Below are 22,806 nucleotides of genomic sequence, written 5' to 3'. Positions count from 1 at the left end.
TTTAATCAATTCGCTTTGTTGTTGAGGTACTCGGGCTAGTGCAAAAAGCATTAGTCCTGTTTGGCTTACCAAGCGGGAGTGAATCAACATCTCGCTTGGGTTTCTGAGCGAGATGTTTTTTTAAAACCACATTTGGAAAAGGGGAAATCTTATGAGAACAGTTGAATTTCTAGATACCAGCCTTCGGGATGGAGAACAGACACCGGGTGTTAACTTTTCAATCAAGGAAAAAATTGCCATTGCAAGACAGCTGGAGAAATGGGGCATTTCAGCCATCGAAGCTGGTTTTCCAGCGGCTAGTCCAGACTCATTTACGGCAGTTCAGGAGATTGCTAAGGCCTTGAAGAAAACAGCGGTGACTGGTTTAGCACGCTCTGTCAAGTCTGATATTGATGCTTGTTACGAGGCCCTCAAGGACGCCAAGTATCCACAAGTGCACGTCTTTATTGCAACCAGTCCGATTCACCGAAAGTATAAGCTCAATAAGAGCAAGGAAGAGATTTTGGAAGCAATCAGTGAGCATGTCTCTTATGCACGTTCCAAGTTTGAAGTGGTCGAATTCTCTCCTGAAGATGCGACCAGAACAGAGTTGGATTTCCTTCTACAAGTTGTTCAAACAGCGGTTGATGCAGGTGCGTCTTATATCAATATTCCTGATACGGTAGGATTTACCACACCAGAGGAATATGGAGCTATCTTCAAATACTTGATTGAGAATGTCAAGACGGATCGTCAGATCATCTATTCGCCTCACTGCCACGATGACCTTGGAATGGCAGTGGCTAATAGCCTTGCTGCTGTCAAGAATGGGGCAGGACGTGTCGAAGGAACTATCAACGGTATTGGTGAGCGAGCTGGAAATGCTGCTTTGGAAGAAATAGCAGTGGCTCTCAATATTCGCCAAGATTACTATCAAGCAGAAACTAGTATTGTTTTAAATGAAACCATCAATACGTCAGAAATGGTTTCTCGCTTTTCAGGAATTCCAGTTCCTAAAAACAAGGCTGTGGTCGGTGGCAATGCCTTTTCTCACGAATCTGGTATTCACCAAGACGGAGTTCTTAAAAATCCTCTTACCTATGAAATCATCACTCCTGAATTGGTCGGTGTCAAGAGTAATAGCCTTCCACTTGGAAAATTGTCAGGTCGCCATGCTTTTGTTGAGAAACTGAGAGAATTGGCCCTAGATTTTACAGAAGAGGATATCAAGCCACTCTTTGCTAAGTTCAAGGCGTTAGCGGACAAGAAGCAAGAAATCACAGATGCAGATATTCGAGCTTTGGTAGCTGGAACCATGGTTGAGAATCCAGAAGGCTTCCACTTTGATGATTTACAACTACAAACCCATGCGGAAAATGACATTGAAGCACTCGTTAGCCTAGCCAATATGGATGGTGAGAAAGTCGAATTTAATGCGACAGGGCAAGGTTCCGTTGAAGCGATCTTTAACGCTATCGATAAGTTCTTTAATCAATCTGTCCGCTTGGTGTCCTATACCATTGATGCGGTGACAGATGGAATTGATGCCCAGGCTCGGGTTTTGGTAACTGTTGAAAACAGAGATACAGACACCATCTTTAATGCAGCAGGGCTTGATTTCGATGTACTGAAAGCATCTGCTATTGCCTACATCAATGCTAATACCTTTGTTCAAAAAGAGAATGCTGGTGAGATGGGACGTAGCGTTTCCTATCGCGATATGCCTAGTGTGTAAAGGAGAAGGCTATGACAAAGAAAATAGTAGTTCTGGCAGGGGATGGAATCGGCCCAGAAATCATGGAGGCTGGTTTGGAGGTTCTGGAAGCTCTAGCTGAAAAAACAGGTTTTGACTATGAGATTGATAGACGACCTTTTGGAGGTGCAGGTATCGATGCTGCAGGGCATCCCTTACCTGATGAAACCCTCAAGGCAAGTAGAGAAGCAGATGCCATTCTTCTAGCGGCTATCGGTAGTCCTCAGTATGATGGAGCAGCAGTTCGGCCTGAACAAGGCTTGCTGGCTCTCCGTAAGGAACTCAATCTTTATGCCAATATTCGCCCAGTTAAGATTTTTGATAGTCTCAAGCATTTGTCACCACTCAAACCGGAACGAATTGCTGGTGTAGACTTTGTCGTGGTGCGTGAGTTGACAGGTGGGATTTATTTTGGGGATCATATCCTTGAAGAAAGAAAAGCGCGTGATATCAACGACTATAGCTATGAGGAAGTGGAGCGGATTATTCGTAAGGCATTTGAAATCGCAAAAAGTCGGAGAAAAATCCTTACCAGTATTGATAAGCAAAACGTGTTGGCAACATCAAAACTCTGGCGGAAAGTAGCTGAGAAGGTCGCAAAGGATTTCCCAGATGTGACTTTGGAACACCAGCTAGTCGACTCAGCTTCCATGCTTATGATTACTAATCCTGCTAAGTTTGATGTCATCGTGACGGAGAATCTTTTCGGAGATATTCTATCTGATGAATCAAGCGTTCTATCTGGCACACTTGGGGTTATGCCATCAGCCAGTCATTCTGAAAATGGACCAAGTCTCTATGAACCTATTCACGGTTCAGCACCTGATATTGTAGGTCAAGGAATTGCCAATCCTATTTCCATGATTTTATCAGTGGCCATGATGCTGAGAGACAGTTTTGGACGTTATGAGGATGCAGAGCGTGTCGAGCGTGCTGTTGAGGCAAGTTTGGCAGCTGGTGTTTTAACAAGAGATATAGGTGGACAGGCTTCGACCAAGGAAATGACGGAAGCTATTATCGCAAGGTTATGAAGTTAGACGAAAAAATTACTCTAGTCCTTTTGATTTGGAATGTCATGGTTTTCTTGATTTATGGTATTGACAAATCTAAGGCAAGGAGAAGAGCTTGGCGCATCCCAGAGAAAATCTTACTCATTTTAGCCTTTGCTTGTGGTGGTTTTGGTGCCTGGCTAGCAGGAATCATTTTTCACCATAAGACTCGAAAATGGTACTTTAAAACAGTTTGGTTTCTTGGGATGATGACCACACTAGTAGCCTTATATGTTATTTGGAGGTAATAGATGGCAGGAAAATCGATTTTTGATAAATTATGGGACCGCCATGTCATCACAGGAGAAGAGGGGCAGCCCCAACTCATGTATGTGGATCAGCACTATATCCACGAAGTGACCAGCCCTCAGGCTTTTCAAGGATTGCGAGATGCAGGTCGCAGATTGAGACGGCCAGACTTGACATTTGGTACCTTTGACCACAATGTACCAACGGTCAATATCTATGATATTCGAGATGTGATTTCTAAAGCGCAAATTGATAAGCTAGCTGAGAATGTTGAAGAGTTTGGAATTGAGCATGCGGCCCACGGTTCTGAAAAGCAGGGAATCGTTCATATGGTTGGTCCAGAAACAGGACGGACCCAACCAGGAAAATTCATCGTTTGTGGAGACAGTCATACGGCAACCCACGGGGCTTTCGGAGCTATCGCCTTTGGAATTGGGACCAGTGAAGTTGAGCATGTTTTTGCTACCCAGACCCTCTGGCAGGTCAAACCTAAGAAAATGCTGGTAGAATTCACTGGAGTTCCTCAAAAAGGAGTTTATTCCAAGGACTTCATTTTAGCCTTGATTGCCAAGTACGGCGTTGCTTGTGGTGTTGGTTATGTCGTGGAGTATCGTGGACAAGCTATTGATGCACTGAGCATGGAAGAGCGAATGACCATCTGCAATATGTCCATCGAGTTTGGATCTAAGATGGGAATCATGAACCCAGATCAAACCACCTATGACTATCTCAAGGGACGGGAATGTGTTCCAGAGGACTTTGAAGAGGCTGTGGCGGATTGGAAGACCCTTGTCAGTGATGATGATGTCGTTTACGATAAGGTTATTCAGATGGATGTTTCAGACCTAGCTCCTATGGTGACCTGGGGCACCAATCCTGCTATGGGGGTTGACTTTGATAGTAGTTTCCCAGAAATTAAGGATATGAATGATGAGCGAGCTTACAATTACATGGACTTGGAACCAGGTCAAAAGCCAGCAGATATTGAGCTGGGTTATATCTTTATCGGTTCATGTACCAATGCTCGTCTCAGCGATTTACAGCTGGCTGCTCGGTTTGTTAAAGGAAAGAAAATAGCTCCCAACTTAACGGCTATCGTGGTTCCAGGCTCTCGTCCTGTCAAACGAGCTGCTGAGAAATTGGGCTTGGACAAGGTTTTCCTAGATGCTGGATTTGAGTGGAGAGACCCAGGTTGTTCCATGTGCCTAGGGATGAATCCTGACAAGGTCCCTGATGGTGTCCACTGCGCCTCAACCAGTAACCGCAACTTTGAAGACAGACAGGGATTTGGTGCTAAGACCCACCTCTGCAGTCCAGCCATGGCAGCTGCGGCAGCTATTGCAGGGCGTTTCGTAGATGTTCGGCAATGCCCAGAAGCCCAGTAAGGAGAGGATATGGAGAAATTTACAGTTTATACGGGAACGACTGTTCCTCTCATGAATGATAACATTGACACCGACCAAATCCTACCCAAGCAGTTTCTCAAGTTAATTGATAAAAAAGGCTTTGGTAAGTACCTCATGTATGCTTGGCGTTATCTGGACGATAAGTATACTGAGGATCCTGACTTTGTCTTTAACCGACCTGAATATCGGAAAGCTAGTATTCTCATTTCAGGGGATAACTTTGGCGCAGGTTCTTCGAGGGAACACGCAGCTTGGGCTCTATCTGACTATGGTTTTAAAGTCGTAATTGCAGGGTCTTTTGGAGATATTCATTACAATAATGAACTCAATAATGGTATGTTGCCTATTGTTCAGCCCAGAGAGGTTAGAGAGAAACTAGCCCAGCTGAGACCTACCGACCAGGTAACTGTAGACTTGGAACAACAAAAAATCATCTCACCAGTTGGAGAATTCACTTTCGAAATCGATAGCGAGTGGAAACACAAGCTCTTAAATGGTTTGGATGATATCGGAATTACCTTGCAGTATGAAGATTTGATTGCTGCTTATGAAAAACAACGACCAGCCTACTGGCAGGATTAGAAGAAAATTAGAAAAGGAAATAGAACTATGACAAAACACATTCAATGGAACGGAACACTTTCACAAGAAGGCTATGACATTTTAAAAGGTGAGGGCGGATGTATCGTTTGCCCTACTAAAGTTGGTTACATTATCATGACCAGCGATAAGGCAGGACTTGAGCGTAAGTTCGCAGCCAAAGAGCGTAACCGTAACAAACCAGGTGTTGTTCTCTGCGGTAGCATGGATGAGCTTCGTGCTTTAGCACAACTTAACCCAGAAATTGAAGCCTTCTACCAAAAACATTGGGATGAAGATATTCTTCTTGGTTGTATCCTTCCTTGGAAACCAGAAGCTTTTGAAAAACTCAAAGCATACGGTGATGGCCGTGAAGAACTTATGACTGATGTGCGTGGTACGAGCTGTTTCGTTATCAAATTTGGGAAAGCTGGTGAACAATTGGCTGCCAAACTTTGGGAAGAAGGCAAGATGGTTTATGCCTCATCAGCTAACCCATCTGGAAAAGGAAACCGTGGTAAAGTAGAAGGTATTGGAGAACGTATCGAAGGGGCAGTGGACCTTGTCATTGAGGCAGATGACTACGTTGCTTCTATCCAGCCTGACAAAACGATTGAAACGCGCTATGAGCAAGGTGTGATGGTCTCTATGGTTGATAAAGACGGCAAACTCATCCCAGAACAAGGAGGAGCTCGTTCAACATCACCAGCACCAGTTGTAATCCGTAAAGGGCTTGACATTGATAAAATCATGATGCACCTGTCAGACACCTTTAACTCATGGGACTACCGCCAGGGGGAGTATTATTAGAATGTAGAAGAAGTGGGGAGAAAACAATTTCCCCTCTTTTTTCTATTTACGCAAGAAAAATCCGAACATTATATTTTAATTTATAAAATTATTTGACAAAATCTGTACTTTAGTTTATAATGAATTAAGGAAACGTCGGAAAAGGCGTAGAGATGCGCAAGCATAGGTAGGTCATTACAAAAGAAACGAGACATCGATATGTTAAATGAATTTCCAATTTTTGATTACGAAGATATTCAATTGATTCCAAATAAATGTGTCATTAAAAGCCGTGCAGAAGCTGATACAAGTGTCACTCTAGGAAAGCACACCTTTAAACTACCTGTTGTGCCAGCTAATATGCAGACGATTTTGGATGAAAATGTAGCAGAGCAACTGGCTAAAGGTGGTTACTTCTACATTATGCACCGTTTTGATGAGGCTGGACGTATTCATTTTATTAAACGAATGCACGATCAAGGGCTTATTGCTTCTATCTCTGTTGGTGTTAAAGACTATGAGTATGATTTTGTTAGCCAGCTCAAGGCTGATGCTCCGGAATACATCACAATTGACATTGCCCACGGTCATGCGGATAGCGTGATTTCTATGATTCAACACATCAAAAAAGAATTGCCAGATACCTTTGTCATTGCTGGAAATGTGGGAACACCAGAAGCTGTGCGTGAATTGGAAAATGCTGGTGCGGATGCTACTAAGGTCGGAATCGGTCCAGGTAAGGTTTGTATCACCAAGGTCAAGACAGGTTTTGGTACAGGTGGTTGGCAGTTGGCTGCTCTACGTTGGTGTGCCAAGGCTGCACGTAAACCGATTATTGCTGATGGAGGAATTCGTACTCACGGTGATATTGCTAAGTCTATTCGTTTCGGTGCCAGCATGGTCATGATTGGTTCCCTCTTTGCAGGACACATCGAAAGTCCAGGGAAAACGATTGAAGTTGATGGTGAACAGTTCAAAGAGTACTATGGTTCAGCTTCACAATATCAAAAAGGTGCTTACAAAAATGTGGAAGGCAAACGTATCTTGCTTCCTGCTAAAGGTCATCTGCAAGACACTTTAACTGAGATGGAACAAGACCTTCAAAGTGCTATTTCTTATGCAGGTGGACGTGAGGTTGCTGACCTTAAACACGTTGATTATGTTATAGTGAAAAACTCTATCTGGAATGGGGATGCTTCCCACTAAGACGGGCTATCTCACTAGAAAAAAACTTGTTATTAGAGCAAATTTCTGTTATAATAAAACAAGTTTCCACCCTTAGTGTAATGGATATCACGTAAGATTCCGGTTCTTGAGATGGGGGTTCGATTCCCTCAGGGTGGATGTAAACATCCTAAAAAGCCTTTAGTAGGGCTTTTTTCTTTATCCTGCCTCAAATTTTTCCCTAAAACTGAAAATCATATTCTATAGAATGCCCAAATGCTTTCCAGTCCCGTTTTAAAGTGACTCAGGGGGCTTTTTTTGATATAATAAAAAGGACTGTTATCAGTTAGAAAGAGGTTGGTATGAAAGAATTACAAACTGTACTTAAAAACCATTTTGCAATCGAATTTGCAGACAAAAATTTACTGGAGACTGCCTTTACTCATACGAGTTATGCCAATGAGCACCGCCTCTTAAAAATTTCACACAATGAACGCTTGGAATTTTTAGGAGACGCTGTTCTACAGTTATTGATTTCAGAATATCTGTATAAAAAATATCCTAAAAAGCCTGAGGGTGACTTGTCTAAACTCCGTGCCATGATTGTCCGCGAGGAGAGTTTAGCTGGTTTTGCGCGTGATTGTCAGTTTGATCAGTTTATCAAGCTGGGTAAGGGGGAAGAAAAATCTGGTGGTCGCAATCGTGATACCATTCTTGGTGATGCCTTTGAGGCCTTTCTTGGTGCCCTCCTTTTGGACAAGGATGTGGCCAAAGTCAAGGAATTTATCTATCAAGTCATGATTCCTAAGGTTGAAGCAGGCGAGTTTGAGATGATTACAGACTACAAAACCCATCTCCAAGAGTTACTTCAAGTCAATGGGGATGTGACTATCCGTTATCAGGTAATTTCTGAAACGGGTCCTGCCCATGATAAGGTTTTTGATGTAGAAGTTCTGGTTGAAGGTAAGAGCATCGGTCAAGGTCAAGGTCGTTCTAAGAAATTAGCAGAGCAGGAAGCTGCCAAAAATGCCGTTGAGAAAGGGCTGGATTCATGTATTTAAAGGAAATCGAAATTCAGGGATTCAAGTCTTTTGCTGACAAGACTAAGGTCATCTTTGACCAAGGTGTGACGGCAGTTGTTGGACCCAATGGTTCTGGAAAGTCGAATATTACAGAAAGTCTTCGTTGGGCCTTGGGGGAGTCAAGTGTTAAGAGTCTCCGTGGTGGCAAGATGCCAGATGTCATCTTTGCTGGAACAGAAAGTCGCAAACCACTCAATTATGCTTCTGTAGTTGTGACTCTGAATAATCATGACGGATTTATCAAGGATGCAGGTCAAGAAATCAGAGTAGAACGCCATATCTATCGTAGTGGAGATAGCGAATACAAGATTGACGGCAAGAAAGTCCGTCTGCGTGATATTCATGATCTTTTCTTGGATACAGGTTTGGGACGAGATTCTTTCTCTATTATTTCCCAAGGGAAGGTTGAGGAGATTTTCAACTCCAAGCCTGAAGAACGCCGAGCTATTTTTGAAGAAGCTGCTGGAGTTTTGAAATACAAGACTCGTCGAAAAGAAACTGAGAGTAAACTGCAGCAAACTCAGGATAATCTAGACCGCTTAGAGGATATTATCTATGAGTTGGACAATCAAATCAAGCCTCTTGAGAAGCAAGCTGAGAATGCCCGTAAGTTTTTAGACTTGGAAGGTCAACGCAAGGCTATTTATTTAGACGTGCTGGTTGCTCAAATCAAGGAAAATAAGGCTGAACTAGAGTCGACAGAAGAAGAGTTGGCACAAGTTCAGGAACTCTTGACAAGCTATTACCAAAAGCGTGAAAAATTAGAAGAAGAAAATCAAACTCTAAAAAAGCAACGCCAAGATTTGCAGGCTGAAATGGCTAAAGACCAGGGTAGTTTGATGGATTTGACTAGTCTGATTAGTGATTTAGAGAGAAAATTAGCCCTATCGAAACTGGAATCTGAGCAAGTAGCCATCAATCAACAGGAAGCACAAGCCCGTTTGGCTGCTTTGGAGGATAAGAGAAGCTCACTCAGCAAAGAAAAATCTGATAAAGAAAGCTCTTTAGCACTTTTAGAGGAAAATCTAGTCCAAAATAATCAAAAACTCAATCGTTTAGAAGCTGAATTGCTAGCTTTTTCAGATGATCCTGATCAGATGATTGAGCTTTTGCGTGAACGCTTTGTGGCGCTTTTACAGGAAGAAGCGGATGTCTCAAACCAGTTGACCCGTATCGAAAACGAGTTGGAAAATAGTCGTCAGCTTTCTCAAAAACAAGCAGATCAACTAGAAAAGCTGAAAGAACAGCTGGCTACAGCTAAAGAAAAGGCTAGTCAGCAAAAGGCGGAGCTTGAAACTGCCAAGGAGCAGGTTCAAAAATTATTGGCTGACTACCAAGCTATTGCCAAGGAGCAAGAAGAGCAGAAAACTTCCTATCAAACTCAACAAAGTCAACTCTTTGACCGTCTGGACAGCCTTAAAAACAAGCAGGCCAGAGCTCAAAGTTTGGAAAATATCCTGAGAAATCATAGTAACTTTTATGCAGGTGTTAAGAGTGTTCTCCAAGAAAAAGACCGCCTTGGTGGGATTATTGGGGCAGTCAGTGAGCATCTGACCTTTGATGTACATTATCAAATTGCCCTAGAGATTGCACTGGGAGCGAGTAGTCAGCATATCATCGTAGAAGATGAAGAGTCGGCAACCAAAGCTATTGATTTCCTTAAACGAAACAGAGCCGGTCGTGCAACCTTCCTTCCTTTGACCACTATTAAGGCGCGTACGATTTCTAGTCAGAATCAAGATGCTATCGCTGTAAGTCCAGGATTTCTGGGCATGGCAGATGAGTTGGTGACATTCGATACTAGACTGGAAGCCATTTTCAAGAACTTGCTAGCTACGACGGCTATCTTTGATACCGTAGAACATGCTCGTGCAGCTGCTCGCCAGGTTCGTTATCAGGTTCGTATGGTGACTTTGGACGGCACAGAGTTGCGCACAGGTGGTTCCTATGCAGGTGGAGCTAATCGCCAGAATAACAGCATTTTCATCAAGCCAGAACTGGAGCAATTACAAAAAGAAATTGCTGAAGAAGAAGCAAGTCTTCGTTTAGAAGAAGTGGCTTTGAAGACCTTACAAGACCAGATGGCTAGATTGACCGAATCATTAGAAGCCATCAAATCTCAGGGTGAGCAGGCTCGTATTCAGGAGCAAGGTTTGTCCCTCGCTTATCAGCAGACCAGTCAGCAAGTTGAAGAGCTAGAAACGCTTTGGAAACTCCAAGAAGAGGAATTAGATCGTCTTTCTGACGGAGATTGGCAAGCAGATAAGGAAAAATGCCAAGCACGCCTTGCTACTATTGCCAGTGACAAGCAAAATCTGGAAGCTGAGATTGACGAGATTAAGTCTAACAAAAATACCATCCAAGAACGCTATCAAAACTTGCAGGAAGAGCTAGCGCAGGCTCGCTTGCTTAAGACTGAACTGCAAGGACAAAAGCGTTATGAAGTAGCTGATATTGAGCGTTTAGGCAAGGAATTAGACAATTTAGATATCGAACAAGAAGAAATCCAGCGCCTTCTTCAAGAAAAGGTTGATAATATTGAGAAGGTTGATACAGAATTGCTCAGTCAACAGGCTGAAGAAGCCAAAAACCAGAAAACAAATCTCCAACAAGGTTTAATTCGCAAGCAGTTTGAGTTGGATGATATTGAAGGTCAACTGGATGATATTGCTAGTCATTTGGATCAGGCTCGCCAGCAGAATGAAGAATGGATTCGCAAGCAAACACGTGCTGAAGCTAAGAAAGAAAAGGTCAGCGAGCGCTTGCGCCATTTACAAAGTCAATTAACAGACCAGTATCAGATTAGCTATACTGAAGCTTTAGAAAAGTCTCATGAGTTGGAAAATCTCAATCTGGCAGAGCAAGAGGTTAAAGATTTAGAGAAGGCTATTCGCTCGCTGGGTCCTGTCAACTTGGAAGCTATTGACCAGTATGAAGAAGTTCATAATCGTCTGGATTTCCTAAATAGTCAGCGAGATGATATTTTGTCAGCGAAAAATCTGCTCCTTGAGACAATTACAGAGATGAATGATGAGGTCAAGGAACGCTTTAAATCCACCTTTGAAGCCATTCGTGAGTCTTTCAAAGTGACCTTTAAGCAGATGTTTGGCGGAGGTCAAGCGGACCTCATTTTGACTGAAGGAGACCTGCTGACAGCTGGGGTTGAGATTTCTGTTCAACCACCAGGCAAGAAAATTCAGTCTCTCAACCTCATGAGTGGTGGTGAAAAAGCTCTATCGGCTCTTGCCTTACTCTTCTCCATTATCCGTGTCAAGACCATTCCATTTGTTATCTTGGATGAGGTAGAGGCTGCGCTTGACGAAGCTAATGTTAAACGTTTCGGGGATTACCTCAATCGATTTGACAAGGACAGCCAGTTTATCGTCGTAACCCACCGTAAGGGAACCATGGCAGCGGCTGATTCTATCTATGGAGTGACTATGCAAGAATCAGGTGTCTCAAAAATTGTTTCGGTTAAGTTAAAAGATTTAGAAAGTATTGAAGGATGACAATTAAACTAGTAGCAACAGATATGGACGGAACCTTCCTAGATGGGAATGGACGCTTTGATATGGACCGCCTCAAGTCTCTCTTGGCTTCTTACAATGAAAAAGGGATTTACTTTGCAGTGGCTTCGGGGCGCGGATTCCTATCTCTAGAAAAATTATTTGCTGATGTTCGTGATGACATTATTTTCATTGCGGAAAATGGCAGTTTAGTAGAGTATCAGGGTCAAGACTTGTATGAAGCGACCATGTCTCGTGACTTTTATCTGACAACTTTTGAAAAGCTGAAAACTTCACCTTATGTAGATATCAATAAACTGCTCTTGACGGGAAAAAAGGGAGCTTATGTTCTAGATACGGTTGATGAGACCTATTTAAAAGTGAGTCAGCACTATAATGAAAATATTCAAAAAGTAGCGAATTTGGAAGCTATCACAGATGACATTTTCAAATTTACAACCAACTTCACAGAAGAAACGCTAGAAGCTGGAGAAGCTTGGGTCAATGAACATGTTCCTGGTGTTAAGGCCATGACAACTGGCTTTGAATCTATTGATATTGTTCTGGACTATGTCGATAAGGGAGTGGCCATTGTTGAATTGGCTAAAAAACTTGGCATCACAATGGATCAGGTTATGGCTTTTGGAGACAATCTTAATGACTTACATATGATGCAGGTTGTGGGACATCCTGTAGCTCCTGAAAATGCACGACCTGAAATTTTAGAATTAGCAGAGACTGTGATTGGTCACCATAAGGACCAGTCGGTTATAGCTTATATGGAGGGCTTATAATGGCAGATATAAAATTAATCGCATTGGACTTGGACGGGACCTTGCTGACTACTGATAAAAGGCTGACGGATCGCACCAAGGCAACTTTGAAAGCTGCGCGTGATCGTGGTATCAAGGTCGTATTGACAACTGGTCGTCCCTTAAAAGCTATGGATTTCTTTCTCCATGAGCTAGGGACTGACGGCCATGAAGATGAGTATACGATTACTTTTAATGGTGGTTTGGTTCAGAAAAATACAGGTGAAATCCTTGATAAAACAGTCTTTTCATATGATGATGTGGCACGCTTGTATGAGGAAACAGAGAAATTATCACTGCCTCTTGATGCTATCTCAGAAGGAACTGTTTATCAAATTCAATCCGACCAAGAAAGTCTTTATGCCAAATTCAATCCAGCATTGACCTTTGTTCCAGTGGACTTTGAAGACTTATCTAGTCAGATGACTTACAATAAGTGCGTGACTGCCTTTGCTCAAGAACCCTTGGATGCAGCCATTCAGAAGATTTCTCCAGAATTGTTTGACCAATATGAAATCTTTAAATCACGTGAAATGTTGCTAGAGTGGTCACCAAAGAATGTTCATAAAGCAACAGGTTTGGCAAAACTAATCAGCCATCTTGGAATCGACCAAAGCCAAGTTATGGCTTGTGGTGACGAGGCTAATGACCTCTCTATGATTGAATGGGCAGGGCTCGGTGTTGCCATGCAAAATGCTGTTCCTGAAGTTAAGGCAGTCGCAAATGTGGTAACTCCTATGACCAATGATGAGGAAGCTGTCGCCTGGGTTATCGAAGAATATGTGCTAAAGGAGAACTAAGATATGGGATTGTTTGACCGTCTATTCAGAAAAAAAGAAGAACCTAAAATCGAAGAAGTTGTAAAAGAAGCTCTGGAAAATCTTGATTTGTCTGAAGCTACTGAGCCTGCCCTTACAGAAGCTGAGGAAGTTCCTCAAGAAGAAGCAGAGGTTGAAAGTTCTGAATCAGCTGTGTTTGAAGAAGAGGAAAATCAAGAGACAGTTGAAGAAAGTCTGGATTCAGAGCCAACTGTAGAAGTTTCTCAAGAAGTAATAGAAGAATTTCCAAACTCAGAAGAAGTCACAGAGGAAGAGAATACTGAGCTCCTAGAGACTGTAGAAGAAAATAGTTCTGAAGTGCTTGAACCAGAAAGGTCTCAGACAGAAGAAACTGTTCAGGAAAAATATGACCGCAGTCTCAAGAAAACTCGTACAGGATTCGGTGCACGATTGAACGCCTTCTTTGCTAACTTCCGCTCTGTTGACGAAGAATTTTTCGAGGAACTGGAAGAACTGCTGATTATGAGTGACGTTGGTGTCCAGGTCGCTTCTAACTTAACCGAGGAGTTACGCTACGAAGCCAAGCTTGAAAACGCCAAGAAACCTGATGCACTTCGCCGCGTCATCATTGAAAAATTGGTCGATCTCTATGAGAAAGACGGTAACTACGATGAAAGTATCTACTTCCAAGATGGCTTGACAGTCATGCTCTTTGTTGGTGTTAATGGTGTTGGGAAAACAACTTCTATCGGAAAACTAGCCCACCGCTACAAACAAGCAGGTAAGAAGGTCATGTTGGTTGCGGCAGATACCTTCCGTGCAGGTGCAGTAGCCCAGCTAGCTGAATGGGGCCGTCGTGTTGACGTTCCAGTTGTGACTGGACCTGAAAAAGCTGACCCAGCCAGTGTGGTCTTTGATGGCATGGAACGTGCCGTAGCTGAAGGTATTGATATTCTCATGATTGATACCGCTGGTCGTCTGCAAAACAAGGACAACCTCATGGCTGAGCTGGAAAAGATTGGTCGTATCATCAAACGTGTTGTGCCAGAAGCACCTCATGAAACCTTCTTGGCACTTGATGCATCAACAGGTCAGAATGCCCTGGTACAGGCCAAAGAATTTTCAAAAATCACACCTTTGACAGGAATTGTCTTGACTAAGATTGATGGAACTGCTCGAGGTGGTGTTGTTCTAGCCATTCGTGAAGAACTCAATATTCCTGTAAAATTGATTGGTTTTGGTGAAAAAATCGATGATATTGGAGAGTTTAACTCAGAAAACTTTATGAAAGGTCTCTTGGAAGGCTTAATTTGATGATAAAGAAAATCCTGCAAGGTTATCTTGCAGGAAATTTTTTTATTCTAAGCGACCATCTTGACGATAGGCGATATCTGGTTGCCAAGTCCATTTGGCACCGAATTTTTCAAGTAAGTCAAAGCTTGCTTGAGGTCCCATGCTTCCAGCTTTATAGTCATGAAGTGGAGCACCATTTTTAGCCCAAAGCTCTTCGATACGGTCAATCAACTTCCATGATGCACCAACTTCATCCCAGTGGCTAAAGTTAGTTGAGTTGTTATTTAAGACATCATAAATCAATTTTTCGTATGGTTCTGGAGAAGCACCAGTTGCGGTCGCGTCTGTACGGTAATCAAGTGAGTTCGGAGCCAAGTTGAATTCTTCTCCTACTTGCTTTCCATTTAGGCTAAGAGAGAAGCCTTCTGTTGGTTGGATATAGATGGTTAAAATATTTGGAGCAAGTGGTTCTCCAAATATAGAATCCATTTGTTTAAAGACGATGTTGACATGAGTTCCTTTTTCAGTCAGACGTTTACCAGTACGGAAGAAGAAAGGAACACCACGGAAGCGATCGCTGTCTACAAAGAAGGCACCAGATGCAAAGGTTTCAGTTGTAGATTCTGGATTCACATTTGGCTCACTACGATAAGAGATATATTTCATGCCATCAATCTTACCTGAACGGTATTGACCACGGATAAAGTGTTCTTTAAGCTCTTCATCCGTTGGATGATTGAGGTTTTTAAAGACCTTAATCTTTTCGGCACGAATCTCGTCTTTTGTAAAGCTTGCTGGCTTGTCCATAGCAAGGAGAGAAAGAAGTTGTAGTGTGTGGTTTTGTACCATGTCACGGAGTGCACCAGATTGGTCATAGTATCCCCCACGTTCTTCTACACCCAAGCGCTCAGCAAAGGTAATTTGAACATTATCGATAAAGTCCTTGTTCCAAACATTTTCAAAAATCAGGTTTGCAAAGCGAACTGCAAAGATACTTTGGATCATTTCCTTACCAAGATAATGGTCAATACGGAAAATTTGTTCTTCGTCAAATGTTGCTAGGAGCTCGTCATTCAACTTGCTTGCAGTTGCGTAATCTGTACCAAATGGTTTTTCAACGATTAAGCGTTCAAAACCTTTACCGTCCACAATGTTTTCAGACTTGAGGTGTTTTGCGATAGTTCCAAAGAACTGAGGTGCCATAGACAAGAAGAAGAGCTTGTTGTGTTCAGCTTGGTACTTGTCATTTAGTTCAGCCTGCAATTGACGCAAAGCAATGTAGTGTTCTGTATCGTTGACATCATGACTTTGATAGTAGAAGTGACTAGCGAACTCCTGAGCCTGTTCGGTACTATCTGCCAAATCAAGGATCGATTCGACTACAACAGATTCAAAATATTCCTTGCTCCAAGGACGACGAGCAGTTCCAATGACTGCAAAGTGCTCGGAAAGATTACCGGATTTATATAGTCTAAAAAGGGAAGGGTAGAGCTTGCGTTTAGCCAGGTCCCCACTCGCACCGAAAATTGTAACAATAACCTTAGATGACATCTAGCTACCTAATTTCTATTTTTATTCCTAGTCTTGCTAGGTATGAGGAAACCTCATTTCATAAACTTAATTCTAACATAATTTTCCGAAAAATCAAAAAATCCAATACGAGATAGAAAAAAACTGCAAGGAAATCCTTACAGTTTGCGTTTAAACATTTAATACCTTGTCCAAGAACTCTTTCAGACGTGGGTGTTGTGGGTTATCAAAGATTTGATCAGGTGTTCCGTCTTCAAGGAACTCGCCATCCGCAGTAAAGATAACGCGGTTAGCAACCTGACGAGCAAATCCCATCTCATGGGTTACGATAATCATGGTCATACCTTGCTCAGCCAATTCCTTCATAACGTTTAGTACGTCTCCGACCATCTCAGGGTCAAGGGCAGAAGTTGGTTCATCAAAGAGCATGATGTCTGGATTCATTGCTAGTCCACGAGCGATAGCCACACGTTGTTTTTGACCACCTGATAGGCTATCTGGGTTAGCATTAGCTTTATCTGCTAGCCCAACCTTGTCAAGCAACTCCATTCCCAATTTCTCAGCTTCTTCCTTAGTCATTAACTTGTGCTCAATTGGAGCAAAGGTAATGTTGTCCAATACAGACATGTGTGGGAAGAGATTGAAGTGTTGGAAAACCATTCCGATATTTTCACGGACGTGGTCAACGTTGGTTGTTTTTTCAGTTAAGTCATAACCGTTCACAGTGATGTGACCGCTAGTAACTTCTTCTAGAAGGTTGAGGCTACGAAGGAAGGTCGATTTACCAGAACCTGAAGGACCAATGATACAAACAACATCTCCTTCATAGAACTTAGTCGTAATTCCTTTTAAAACCTCATTTTTTCCATAATGTTTGTGTAAATCATTTACATCAATTTTTAATTTTGCCATTAACGAATCCTCTTTTCTAAGCGTTTCGCTAGTCTAGTCAAAAGTGTGATAATTACAAGATAGAAGATAGCAAGGATTGCATACATCTTGAAACTTTGGTAGTTACGTGCGATGATAATCTTACCAGTTTGGAAGAGTTCAACCAAACCGATAGCAGATACGATGGTTGTATCTTTAAGAGCGATAACGAATTGGTTAACAAAGTTTGGCAACATCAATTTAGTTGCTTGTGGCAGGATAATCTTACGCATGGTTTTGCCATAAGAGATACCCAAGCTTCGGCTGGCTTCCATTTGGCCAACTGGAACGGCCTGAATACCACCACGAACGATCTCAGCGATATAAGCGGCTGCATTGAGTGAGAGGGCAATGGTACCAGCTACGAAATCGTTAATTGGACTTTGTTGGCCTGTGATAGACTCGATGAAGTTTGGAATTCCCCAGAAGATGAAGGCTGCAAGAATCATCAATGGAATACCACGGATAACGTCTACGAAAATCTCAGAGATTACGCGAAGAGATTTGTATGGGCTAACGCTAAACATACCGAAGATAATCCCGATAACAATGGCAATAGCAAATGAGATAAGAGCTAGAGCAAGAGTGATACCAAGACCGCTAAGGAGTTGTTTGTAGTTGTTTTGAAGCAAGCCCCAGATTGTTGTTTCATCAACAGTGCTTGTTGAAGCAGTTGAAGACTCGCTAGCTAGGTATTTATCAAGAATCTTTTGGAATTCTCCGTTTGCTTTAAGGTTTGCAAGTCCGTTGTTGAACATTTGAATCAATTCTGGATTTGCTCCTTTTTTAACGGCAAAGGCTGTTTCACCGATTGGAGTTCCAGCGATTGGTGTTTTCAATTTTTGTCCTTGACTGATAGAATATTTGAGAACAGGTTCATCATCCATAACGGCATCAATGGCACCAGTGTTTAAACTGTCATACATTGAAGAACCATCAGCAAAAGTTTTGATTTTGTAACCGTATTTGCTTTGATTTTCTGTTAGGAAGGTTTGAGAGGCAGTTCCGTTTTTAACACCAACTGTCTTTCCTTTTAAATCTTCATAAGAAGCAATGGTGCTTGATTCTTTGACACCAAGGATAGTATTGGCAGTGTAGTAGGATTCTGAGAAGTCAAAAGTTGCCTTACGAGCATCTGTGACAGACATACCAGCAATGATACCATCAGCTTGTCCAGCTTGAACAGCACTGATAGCGGCATCAAAACCAGGGTTGGTGATTTCAATTTCGAAACCTTGGTCTTTAGCGATAGCCTTAATCAAGTCCATATCAATACCAGTAAATTGGTTGCTTGAGTTTTGGAACACAAAAGGTGCAAAAGAAGAATCACTTGCAATGATGTATTTGGCTTTAACAGGAGTTGCTTTTAGACCAGCTGCAGTCGTTGTAGTTGGCACTGCTGAAGATGATGAAGCAGTCCATTTCTTGATGATTTTATCAAGACTACCATCTTTTTTCATTTCAGCCAAGGCTTGGTTAAATTCAGTGACTAAGTGCTCGTATTTGCTACCTTTTTTAACACCGAAAGCAAAGCTACCTACAGCTTCGCCATCCATTTCAATATGGAGGTCTTGGCCTTGGTTAATGGCATACTCGATAACAGGTTTATCATCCATCATAGCATCAATGGCACCAGCACTCAAGCTGTTGTTCATCAAATCACCAGTGTCAAATGTTTTAATAGTAAAGCCGTATTTATCTTTGATACTTTCAAGGAAACGTTGAGCAGCTGTTCCATTTTTAACACCAACAGTTTTACCCTTTAATTGGTCATACTGACTAATCTTGTGTGCCTTTGTAGTTGCAATGACAACTTTTGTATCATAGTAAGTATCAGACATGGTGAAAACTTTTTCACGTTCAGCAGTTTTTGTCATTCCAGCCATGATAGCGTCAGCTTGACCAGCTTGAACTGCATTGACCGCTGCGTCAAATCCAGGATAAGACATCTGAATGTTCCATCCTTTAATCTCAGCGACTTTGTTGATAATGTCAACATCAATTCCTTTATAAGTTTGATCTGAATCTTTAAACTCAAAAGGTGCATAGGCGGTATCAGAAACAATCTTAATCGTTTCAGCTTTTGCAATACCTAATGAGAAAATTGGGAATAAAATTAGCAAAAATGCTAGAAATTTTTTCTTCATTTTTAGTCTCCTTTTCCGAATATTTTCCCATTATATCAGAAAAAGTAAAAAAAGGCAAATTTTTATATTTCTGTGTCAGAAAATGTAACATTGTTTTTTTCTTTCTTGAATTGCTATTAAAAAGTGCTATAATAATAGTATATATAGAAGAAAAGAGGACAGGGATATGAAGAACAAAAGAATATTTAAAGACTTCCAAGCTTCAAAAATGAGTTTAAACATTTACACAAGCCCCTTGTTAGCCTTTGCTTTTGTCTTCATAGGAGAGTTTGTGGCTTATACTCTGTATGGTATTAGTTTGTTAGCTCTCATCGGACTTGCTAGAAATTTTGGAGAGGCTGGTCAAAATCTTGCAAGCTACTTGCAGACCTTGCATCAGAGCTTGACGGATAAAACAGGTGATTTTCGTTTAATTTTAGAATTGCTGGCCTTTGGTTTTATTCTCAACACTGTGTTCAGATGGACTAGAAAAGTTGAGAAAAGACCTATTCGAACCTTGGGATTTTATAGAGAAAATTTCCTCAGCAATCTTCTGAAAGGGTTTGGGCTAGGTCTGGCACTTTTTCTTCTGACCTTGTTAGGTTTAGTGGCCTTGGGGCAATATCGTTTTGAGTCTATTCATTTGAATCCTTATTCGCTTGCCTTTGTCATTTTTACCATTCCATTTTGGATTTTACAAGGGACAACAGAAGAAGTGGTGGCCCGTGCTTGGCTCCTTCCTCAATTGGATTCAAGAACCAATCTAAAACTAGCTGTTGTTATATCTAGCATATTTTTTACCCTGCTTCATATGGGCAATTCGGGTCTAACACCACTATCTCTAGTAAATCTCTTTTTATTCGGAGTTGCCATGGCACTTTACCTCCTCAAAACCGATACAGTTTGGGGTGTTGCAGGTATTCATGGGGCTTGGAATTTTGCTCAGGGCAATCTCTTTGGGATTTTAGTTAGTGGTCAACCATCAGGAACATCGTTGATGACCTTTTTACCACAAGGTAATCAAGGCTGGTTATCAGGAGGATCTTTTGGGATTGAAGGTTCTATCATGACAAGTTTAGTCTTGTTACTGCTGATTGTCTATCTCGCTTACCAATTAAAGAAAGAAAATGAAAGGATGTGACTTCGGTCCGTCCTTTTCTTCGTGAAAATGCTATAAGTATGCTAAAATAGGAATAGCACATGGAAAGAGGATTCTTATGATCAATCGCATTACAGATAATCAATTTAAACTAGTATCAAAATATCAACCTTCAGGAGACCAACCTCAAGCTATTGAGCAGTTGGTTGATAATATCGAGGGGGGAGAAAAAGCTCAGATTCTGATGGGGGCGACTGGAACAGGGAAGACCTATACTATGAGTCAGGTCATTTCCAAAGTTAATAAACCAACTCTGGTCATCGCCCACAATAAAACTCTAGCAGGACAGCTCTATGGAGAATTTAAGGAATTTTTCCCTGAAAATGCTGTTGAGTACTTCGTATCCTACTATGATTATTACCAACCTGAGGCCTATGTCCCTTCCAGTGATACCTATATTGAAAAGGATAGCTCTGTCAATGACGAGATTGATAAGCTCCGACACTCAGCTACTTCGGCTCTTTTGGAGCGCAATGATGTTATCGTCGTGGCTTCCGTCTCTTGTATCTATGGTTTGGGTTCGCCCAAGGAATACGCTGATAGTGTCGTTAGTCTCCGTCCAGGTCTTGAAATTTCTCGTGATAAACTCTTGAATGACTTAGTTGACATCCAGTTTGAGCGAAATGATATTGATTTCCAACGGGGAAGATTTCGCGTTCGTGGGGATGTAGTGGAGATTTTCCCTGCCTCCCGTGATGAACACGCCTTTCGAGTAGAATTTTTTGGAGACGAAATTGACCGTATTCGTGAGGTTGAAGCTTTGACAGGTCAGGTCTTGGGAGAAGTGGATCATTTGGCGATTTTCCCTGCGACTCACTTTGTGACCAATGACGACCACATGGAAGTTGCCATTGCCAAGATTCAAGCAGAATTAGAAGAGCAACTAGCTATCTTTGAGAAGGAAGGTAAATTGCTTGAAGCCCAACGTTTGAAACAGCGGACAGAGTATGATATCGAAATGTTGCGTGAGATGGGCTATACCAACGGGGTTGAGAACTATTCACGTCACATGGATGGACGGAGTGAGGGTGAGCCTCCTTACACGCTTCTCGACTTCTTCCCAGATGATTTCTTGATTATGATTGACGAGAGTCACATGACTATGGGACAAATAAAAGGTATGTATAATGGAGACCGTTCGCGTAAAGAAATGCTGGTTAATTATGGTTTCCGTTTGCCGTCAGCCTTGGACAATCGTCCTCTTCGCCGTGAAGAGTTTGAAAGTCATGTACATCAGATTGTTTACGTTTCAGCGACACCAGGTGACTATGAAAATGAACAGACCGAGACAGTGATTGAGCAAATCATTCGTCCGACAGGGCTATTGGATCCTGAGGTGGAAGTACGTCCGACAATGGGACAGATTGATGACCTCTTAGGTGAAATCAATGCCCGTGTTGAAAAGAACGAACGTACCTTTATTACCACCTTGACCAAGAAAATGGCAGAAGACTTGACCGACTACTTCAAGGAAATGGGTATCAAGGTCAAGTACATGCACTCGGATATTAAGACCTTGGAACGGACGGAGATTATCCGTGACCTGCGCTTGGGTGTCTTTGATGTCTTGGTCGGAATCAACCTGCTCCGTGAAGGGATTGACGTTCCTGAAGTGAGCCTCGTAGCGATTCTCGATGCTGACAAGGAAGGTTTCCTTCGTAACGAACGTGGTCTCATCCAGACCATTGGACGTGCTGCCCGTAACAGTGAAGGCCATGTCATCATGTATGCGGACACGGTTACCCAGTCTATGCAACGTGCCATCGATGAAACTGCCCGCCGTCGGAAAATCCAGATGGCCTATAATGAAGAACACGGTATTGTGCCTCAGACAATCAAGAAAGAAATCCGTGACCTGATTGCTGTGACCAAGGCAGTTGCTAAGGAAGAAGACAAGGAAGTTGACATCAATAGCCTCAACAAACAAGAGCGCAAAGAGCTTGTCAAGAAACTCGAAAAACAAATGCAAGAAGCAGTTGAAGTGCTTGACTTTGAACTAGCAGCTCAGATTCGTGATATGATGCTGGAAGTCAAGGCGTTGGATTAGAATATTACCTAAAGGAGAAAATATGTCCCGTTCCCAATTAACGATTTTAACAAATATTTGTCTGATCGAAGACCTCGAAACTCAGCGCGTGGTTATGCAGTATCGCTCTCCTGAAACCAATCGCTGGTCTGGTTATGCCTTTCCAGGAGGTCATGTAGAAAATGGTGAGGCTTTTGCGGAGTCTGTCATTCGTGAAATCTACGAAGAAACAGGGTTGACTATCCAAAATCCTCAACTTGTCGGCATTAAAAATTGGCCTCTGGATACAGGCGGGCGCTATATCGTCTTTTGTTATAAGGCGACTGAGTTCTCTGGTACCCTTCGCTCTTCAGATGAAGGAGAAGTTTCTTGGGTGCAAAAAGACCAGATTCCAAACTTGGATCTGGCCTATGATATGTTACCATTGATGGAGATGATGGAAGCTCCTGACAAATCTGAATTTTTCTACCGCCACCGTACAGAAGATGGCTGGGCGAAGAAAATCTTCTAGTCTTTTACTAAATAACCTAGCTGATCTAAGGCCTCCTCGATATAGTGGAGGTCTTGTTGTGTTTCGTATCTAATAGTAATAGGA

General features: G+C 42.1%; 18 protein-coding genes, 1 tRNA gene and 1 pseudogene. 16 read left to right on the top strand and 4 right to left on the bottom strand.

Annotation, left to right across the window (positions count from 1 at the left end; translation table 11 throughout):
- Positions 1 to 151 precede the first annotated feature (151 nt).
- From TZ91_RS04365 to ftsY, 13 genes are all read left to right on the top strand, one after another.
- The gene (locus TZ91_RS04365) at positions 152 to 1,714 is read left to right on the top strand and encodes a 2-isopropylmalate synthase (RefSeq protein ID WP_033687082.1); all 1,563 of its coding nucleotides are present in this window, start codon (positions 152 to 154) and stop codon (positions 1,712 to 1,714) included.
- An 11-nt stretch (positions 1,715 to 1,725) separates the two neighbouring features.
- Entirely contained in the window at positions 1,726 to 2,763 is a 1,038-nt protein-coding gene (gene leuB, locus TZ91_RS04360; RefSeq protein ID WP_033687081.1) for a 3-isopropylmalate dehydrogenase, read from the top strand.
- Positions 2,760 to 3,029: a DUF1294 domain-containing protein gene (locus tag TZ91_RS04355; RefSeq protein ID WP_033687080.1), complete on the top strand. Its 270-nt coding sequence runs from the start codon at positions 2,760 to 2,762 to the stop codon at positions 3,027 to 3,029. Before leuB ends, TZ91_RS04355 begins: the two co-directional genes overlap by 4 nt.
- Positions 3,030 to 3,032: 3 nt before the next feature.
- Positions 3,033 to 4,415: a 3-isopropylmalate dehydratase large subunit gene (leuC, locus tag TZ91_RS04350; protein ID WP_000907563.1), complete on the top strand. Its 1,383-nt coding sequence runs from the start codon at positions 3,033 to 3,035 to the stop codon at positions 4,413 to 4,415.
- A gap of 9 nt (positions 4,416 to 4,424) precedes the next feature.
- Positions 4,425 to 5,018, top strand: a complete 594-nt coding sequence (gene leuD, locus TZ91_RS04345; RefSeq protein ID WP_033687079.1) for a 3-isopropylmalate dehydratase small subunit — start codon at positions 4,425 to 4,427, stop codon at positions 5,016 to 5,018.
- A 27-nt stretch (positions 5,019 to 5,045) separates the two neighbouring features.
- On the top strand, positions 5,046 to 5,825 hold the full coding sequence (locus TZ91_RS04340) for an L-threonylcarbamoyladenylate synthase (RefSeq protein WP_000160498.1): 780 nt from the start codon (positions 5,046 to 5,048) through the stop codon (positions 5,823 to 5,825).
- A 198-nt stretch (positions 5,826 to 6,023) separates the two neighbouring features.
- Positions 6,024 to 7,010: a GMP reductase gene (locus TZ91_RS04335; RefSeq protein WP_033687078.1), complete on the top strand. Its 987-nt coding sequence runs from the start codon at positions 6,024 to 6,026 to the stop codon at positions 7,008 to 7,010.
- A 66-nt stretch (positions 7,011 to 7,076) separates the two neighbouring features.
- Positions 7,077 to 7,148, top strand: a tRNA-Arg gene (locus TZ91_RS04330).
- A gap of 182 nt (positions 7,149 to 7,330) precedes the next feature.
- Positions 7,331 to 8,029: a ribonuclease III gene (rnc, locus tag TZ91_RS04325; protein ID WP_000661489.1), complete on the top strand. Its 699-nt coding sequence runs from the start codon at positions 7,331 to 7,333 to the stop codon at positions 8,027 to 8,029.
- Complete coding sequence (gene smc, locus TZ91_RS04320; RefSeq protein WP_033687077.1) at positions 8,020 to 11,559, top strand: chromosome segregation protein SMC; 3,540 nt, start codon at positions 8,020 to 8,022, stop codon at positions 11,557 to 11,559. Before rnc ends, smc begins: the two co-directional genes overlap by 10 nt.
- Positions 11,556 to 12,350, top strand: coding sequence for a Cof-type HAD-IIB family hydrolase (locus tag TZ91_RS04315; RefSeq protein ID WP_033687076.1), 795 nt, complete (start codon positions 11,556 to 11,558; stop codon positions 12,348 to 12,350). The genes smc and TZ91_RS04315 overlap by 4 nt, the downstream gene beginning before the upstream one ends.
- Positions 12,350 to 13,168, top strand: coding sequence for a Cof-type HAD-IIB family hydrolase (locus tag TZ91_RS04310; protein WP_033687075.1), 819 nt, complete (start codon positions 12,350 to 12,352; stop codon positions 13,166 to 13,168). Before TZ91_RS04315 ends, TZ91_RS04310 begins: the two co-directional genes overlap by 1 nt.
- A gap of 3 nt (positions 13,169 to 13,171) precedes the next feature.
- Positions 13,172 to 14,461 (top strand): signal recognition particle-docking protein FtsY, encoded by a 1,290-nt coding sequence (ftsY, locus tag TZ91_RS04305; RefSeq protein ID WP_033687073.1) that lies wholly within the window; start codon positions 13,172 to 13,174, stop codon positions 14,459 to 14,461.
- A 42-nt stretch (positions 14,462 to 14,503) separates the two neighbouring features.
- On the opposite strand, the gene zwf is transcribed toward ftsY, so the two are convergent.
- The 3 genes from zwf to TZ91_RS04290 all read right to left on the bottom strand — a co-directional run bounded on the left by zwf (position 14,504) and on the right by TZ91_RS04290 (position 19,047).
- The gene (gene zwf, locus TZ91_RS04300; protein ID WP_033687072.1) at positions 14,504 to 15,991 is read right to left on the bottom strand and encodes a glucose-6-phosphate dehydrogenase; all 1,488 of its coding nucleotides are present in this window, start codon (positions 15,989 to 15,991) and stop codon (positions 14,504 to 14,506) included.
- A 150-nt stretch (positions 15,992 to 16,141) separates the two neighbouring features.
- Positions 16,142 to 16,882, bottom strand: a complete 741-nt coding sequence (locus tag TZ91_RS04295) for an amino acid ABC transporter ATP-binding protein (protein WP_001096315.1) — start codon at positions 16,880 to 16,882, stop codon at positions 16,142 to 16,144.
- A complete protein-coding gene (locus tag TZ91_RS04290; RefSeq protein ID WP_033687071.1) occupies positions 16,882 to 19,047 on the bottom strand; it encodes an ABC transporter substrate-binding protein/permease in 2,166 nt (721 codons plus the stop codon). The genes TZ91_RS04295 and TZ91_RS04290 overlap by 1 nt, the downstream gene beginning before the upstream one ends.
- 166 nt (positions 19,048 to 19,213) lie before the next feature.
- Here TZ91_RS04290 and TZ91_RS04285 point away from each other — a divergent pair, with 166 nt between their 5' ends.
- From TZ91_RS04285 to TZ91_RS04275, 3 genes are all read left to right on the top strand, one after another.
- Positions 19,214 to 20,167 (top strand): CPBP family intramembrane glutamic endopeptidase, encoded by a 954-nt coding sequence (locus tag TZ91_RS04285; protein ID WP_033687070.1) that lies wholly within the window; start codon positions 19,214 to 19,216, stop codon positions 20,165 to 20,167.
- A gap of 76 nt (positions 20,168 to 20,243) precedes the next feature.
- Entirely contained in the window at positions 20,244 to 22,232 is a 1,989-nt protein-coding gene (gene uvrB / locus TZ91_RS04280; protein WP_023933623.1) for an excinuclease ABC subunit UvrB, read from the top strand.
- A 22-nt stretch (positions 22,233 to 22,254) separates the two neighbouring features.
- Positions 22,255 to 22,722 carry an 8-oxo-dGTP diphosphatase gene (locus TZ91_RS04275; RefSeq protein WP_033687068.1) on the top strand — a complete coding sequence of 156 codons (468 nt, stop codon included), beginning with the start codon at positions 22,255 to 22,257 and terminating at the stop codon, positions 22,720 to 22,722.
- Here TZ91_RS04275 and TZ91_RS10370 read toward each other — a convergent pair.
- Positions 22,719 to 22,796: pseudogene (locus tag TZ91_RS10370) on the bottom strand (DNA-binding transcriptional regulator); the annotation flags it as partial. The gene TZ91_RS04275 and the pseudogene TZ91_RS10370 sit on opposite strands and share 4 nt — an antisense overlap.
- Positions 22,797 to 22,806 lie beyond the last annotated feature (10 nt).

The sequence above is a fragment of the Streptococcus mitis genome (assembly GCF_000960025.1).
Lineage (GTDB): Bacteria > Bacillota > Bacilli > Lactobacillales > Streptococcaceae > Streptococcus > Streptococcus mitis_DH.
The sequence above is the reverse complement of the archived record's forward strand: the minus strand, read 5'-3'. Positions and strand labels throughout refer to the sequence as shown.

What these genes read in the sequence shown, in the direction of transcription:
- TZ91_RS04365 (WP_033687082.1), top strand. Translation starts at nt 152, where the DNA reads ATGAGAACAGTTGAATTTCTAGATACCAGCCTTCGGGATGGAGAACAG.
- leuB (WP_033687081.1), top strand. Translation starts at nt 1,726, where the DNA reads ATGACAAAGAAAATAGTAGTTCTGGCAGGGGATGGAATCGGCCCAGAA.
- TZ91_RS04355 (WP_033687080.1), top strand. Translation starts at nt 2,760, where the DNA reads ATGAAGTTAGACGAAAAAATTACTCTAGTCCTTTTGATTTGGAATGTC.
- leuC (WP_000907563.1), top strand. Translation starts at nt 3,033, where the DNA reads ATGGCAGGAAAATCGATTTTTGATAAATTATGGGACCGCCATGTCATC.
- leuD (WP_033687079.1), top strand. Translation starts at nt 4,425, where the DNA reads ATGGAGAAATTTACAGTTTATACGGGAACGACTGTTCCTCTCATGAAT.
- TZ91_RS04340 (WP_000160498.1), top strand. Translation starts at nt 5,046, where the DNA reads ATGACAAAACACATTCAATGGAACGGAACACTTTCACAAGAAGGCTAT.
- TZ91_RS04335 (WP_033687078.1), top strand. Translation starts at nt 6,024, where the DNA reads ATGTTAAATGAATTTCCAATTTTTGATTACGAAGATATTCAATTGATT.
- rnc (WP_000661489.1), top strand. Translation starts at nt 7,331, where the DNA reads ATGAAAGAATTACAAACTGTACTTAAAAACCATTTTGCAATCGAATTT.
- smc (WP_033687077.1), top strand. Translation starts at nt 8,020, where the DNA reads ATGTATTTAAAGGAAATCGAAATTCAGGGATTCAAGTCTTTTGCTGAC.
- TZ91_RS04315 (WP_033687076.1), top strand. Translation starts at nt 11,556, where the DNA reads ATGACAATTAAACTAGTAGCAACAGATATGGACGGAACCTTCCTAGAT.
- TZ91_RS04310 (WP_033687075.1), top strand. Translation starts at nt 12,350, where the DNA reads ATGGCAGATATAAAATTAATCGCATTGGACTTGGACGGGACCTTGCTG.
- ftsY (WP_033687073.1), top strand. Translation starts at nt 13,172, where the DNA reads ATGGGATTGTTTGACCGTCTATTCAGAAAAAAAGAAGAACCTAAAATC.
- zwf (WP_033687072.1), bottom strand. Translation starts at nt 15,991, where the DNA reads ATGTCATCTAAGGTTATTGTTACAATTTTCGGTGCGAGTGGGGACCTG.
- TZ91_RS04295 (WP_001096315.1), bottom strand. Translation starts at nt 16,882, where the DNA reads ATGGCAAAATTAAAAATTGATGTAAATGATTTACACAAACATTATGGA.
- TZ91_RS04290 (WP_033687071.1), bottom strand. Translation starts at nt 19,047, where the DNA reads ATGAAGAAAAAATTTCTAGCATTTTTGCTAATTTTATTCCCAATTTTC.
- TZ91_RS04285 (WP_033687070.1), top strand. Translation starts at nt 19,214, where the DNA reads ATGAAGAACAAAAGAATATTTAAAGACTTCCAAGCTTCAAAAATGAGT.
- uvrB (WP_023933623.1), top strand. Translation starts at nt 20,244, where the DNA reads ATGATCAATCGCATTACAGATAATCAATTTAAACTAGTATCAAAATAT.
- TZ91_RS04275 (WP_033687068.1), top strand. Translation starts at nt 22,255, where the DNA reads ATGTCCCGTTCCCAATTAACGATTTTAACAAATATTTGTCTGATCGAA.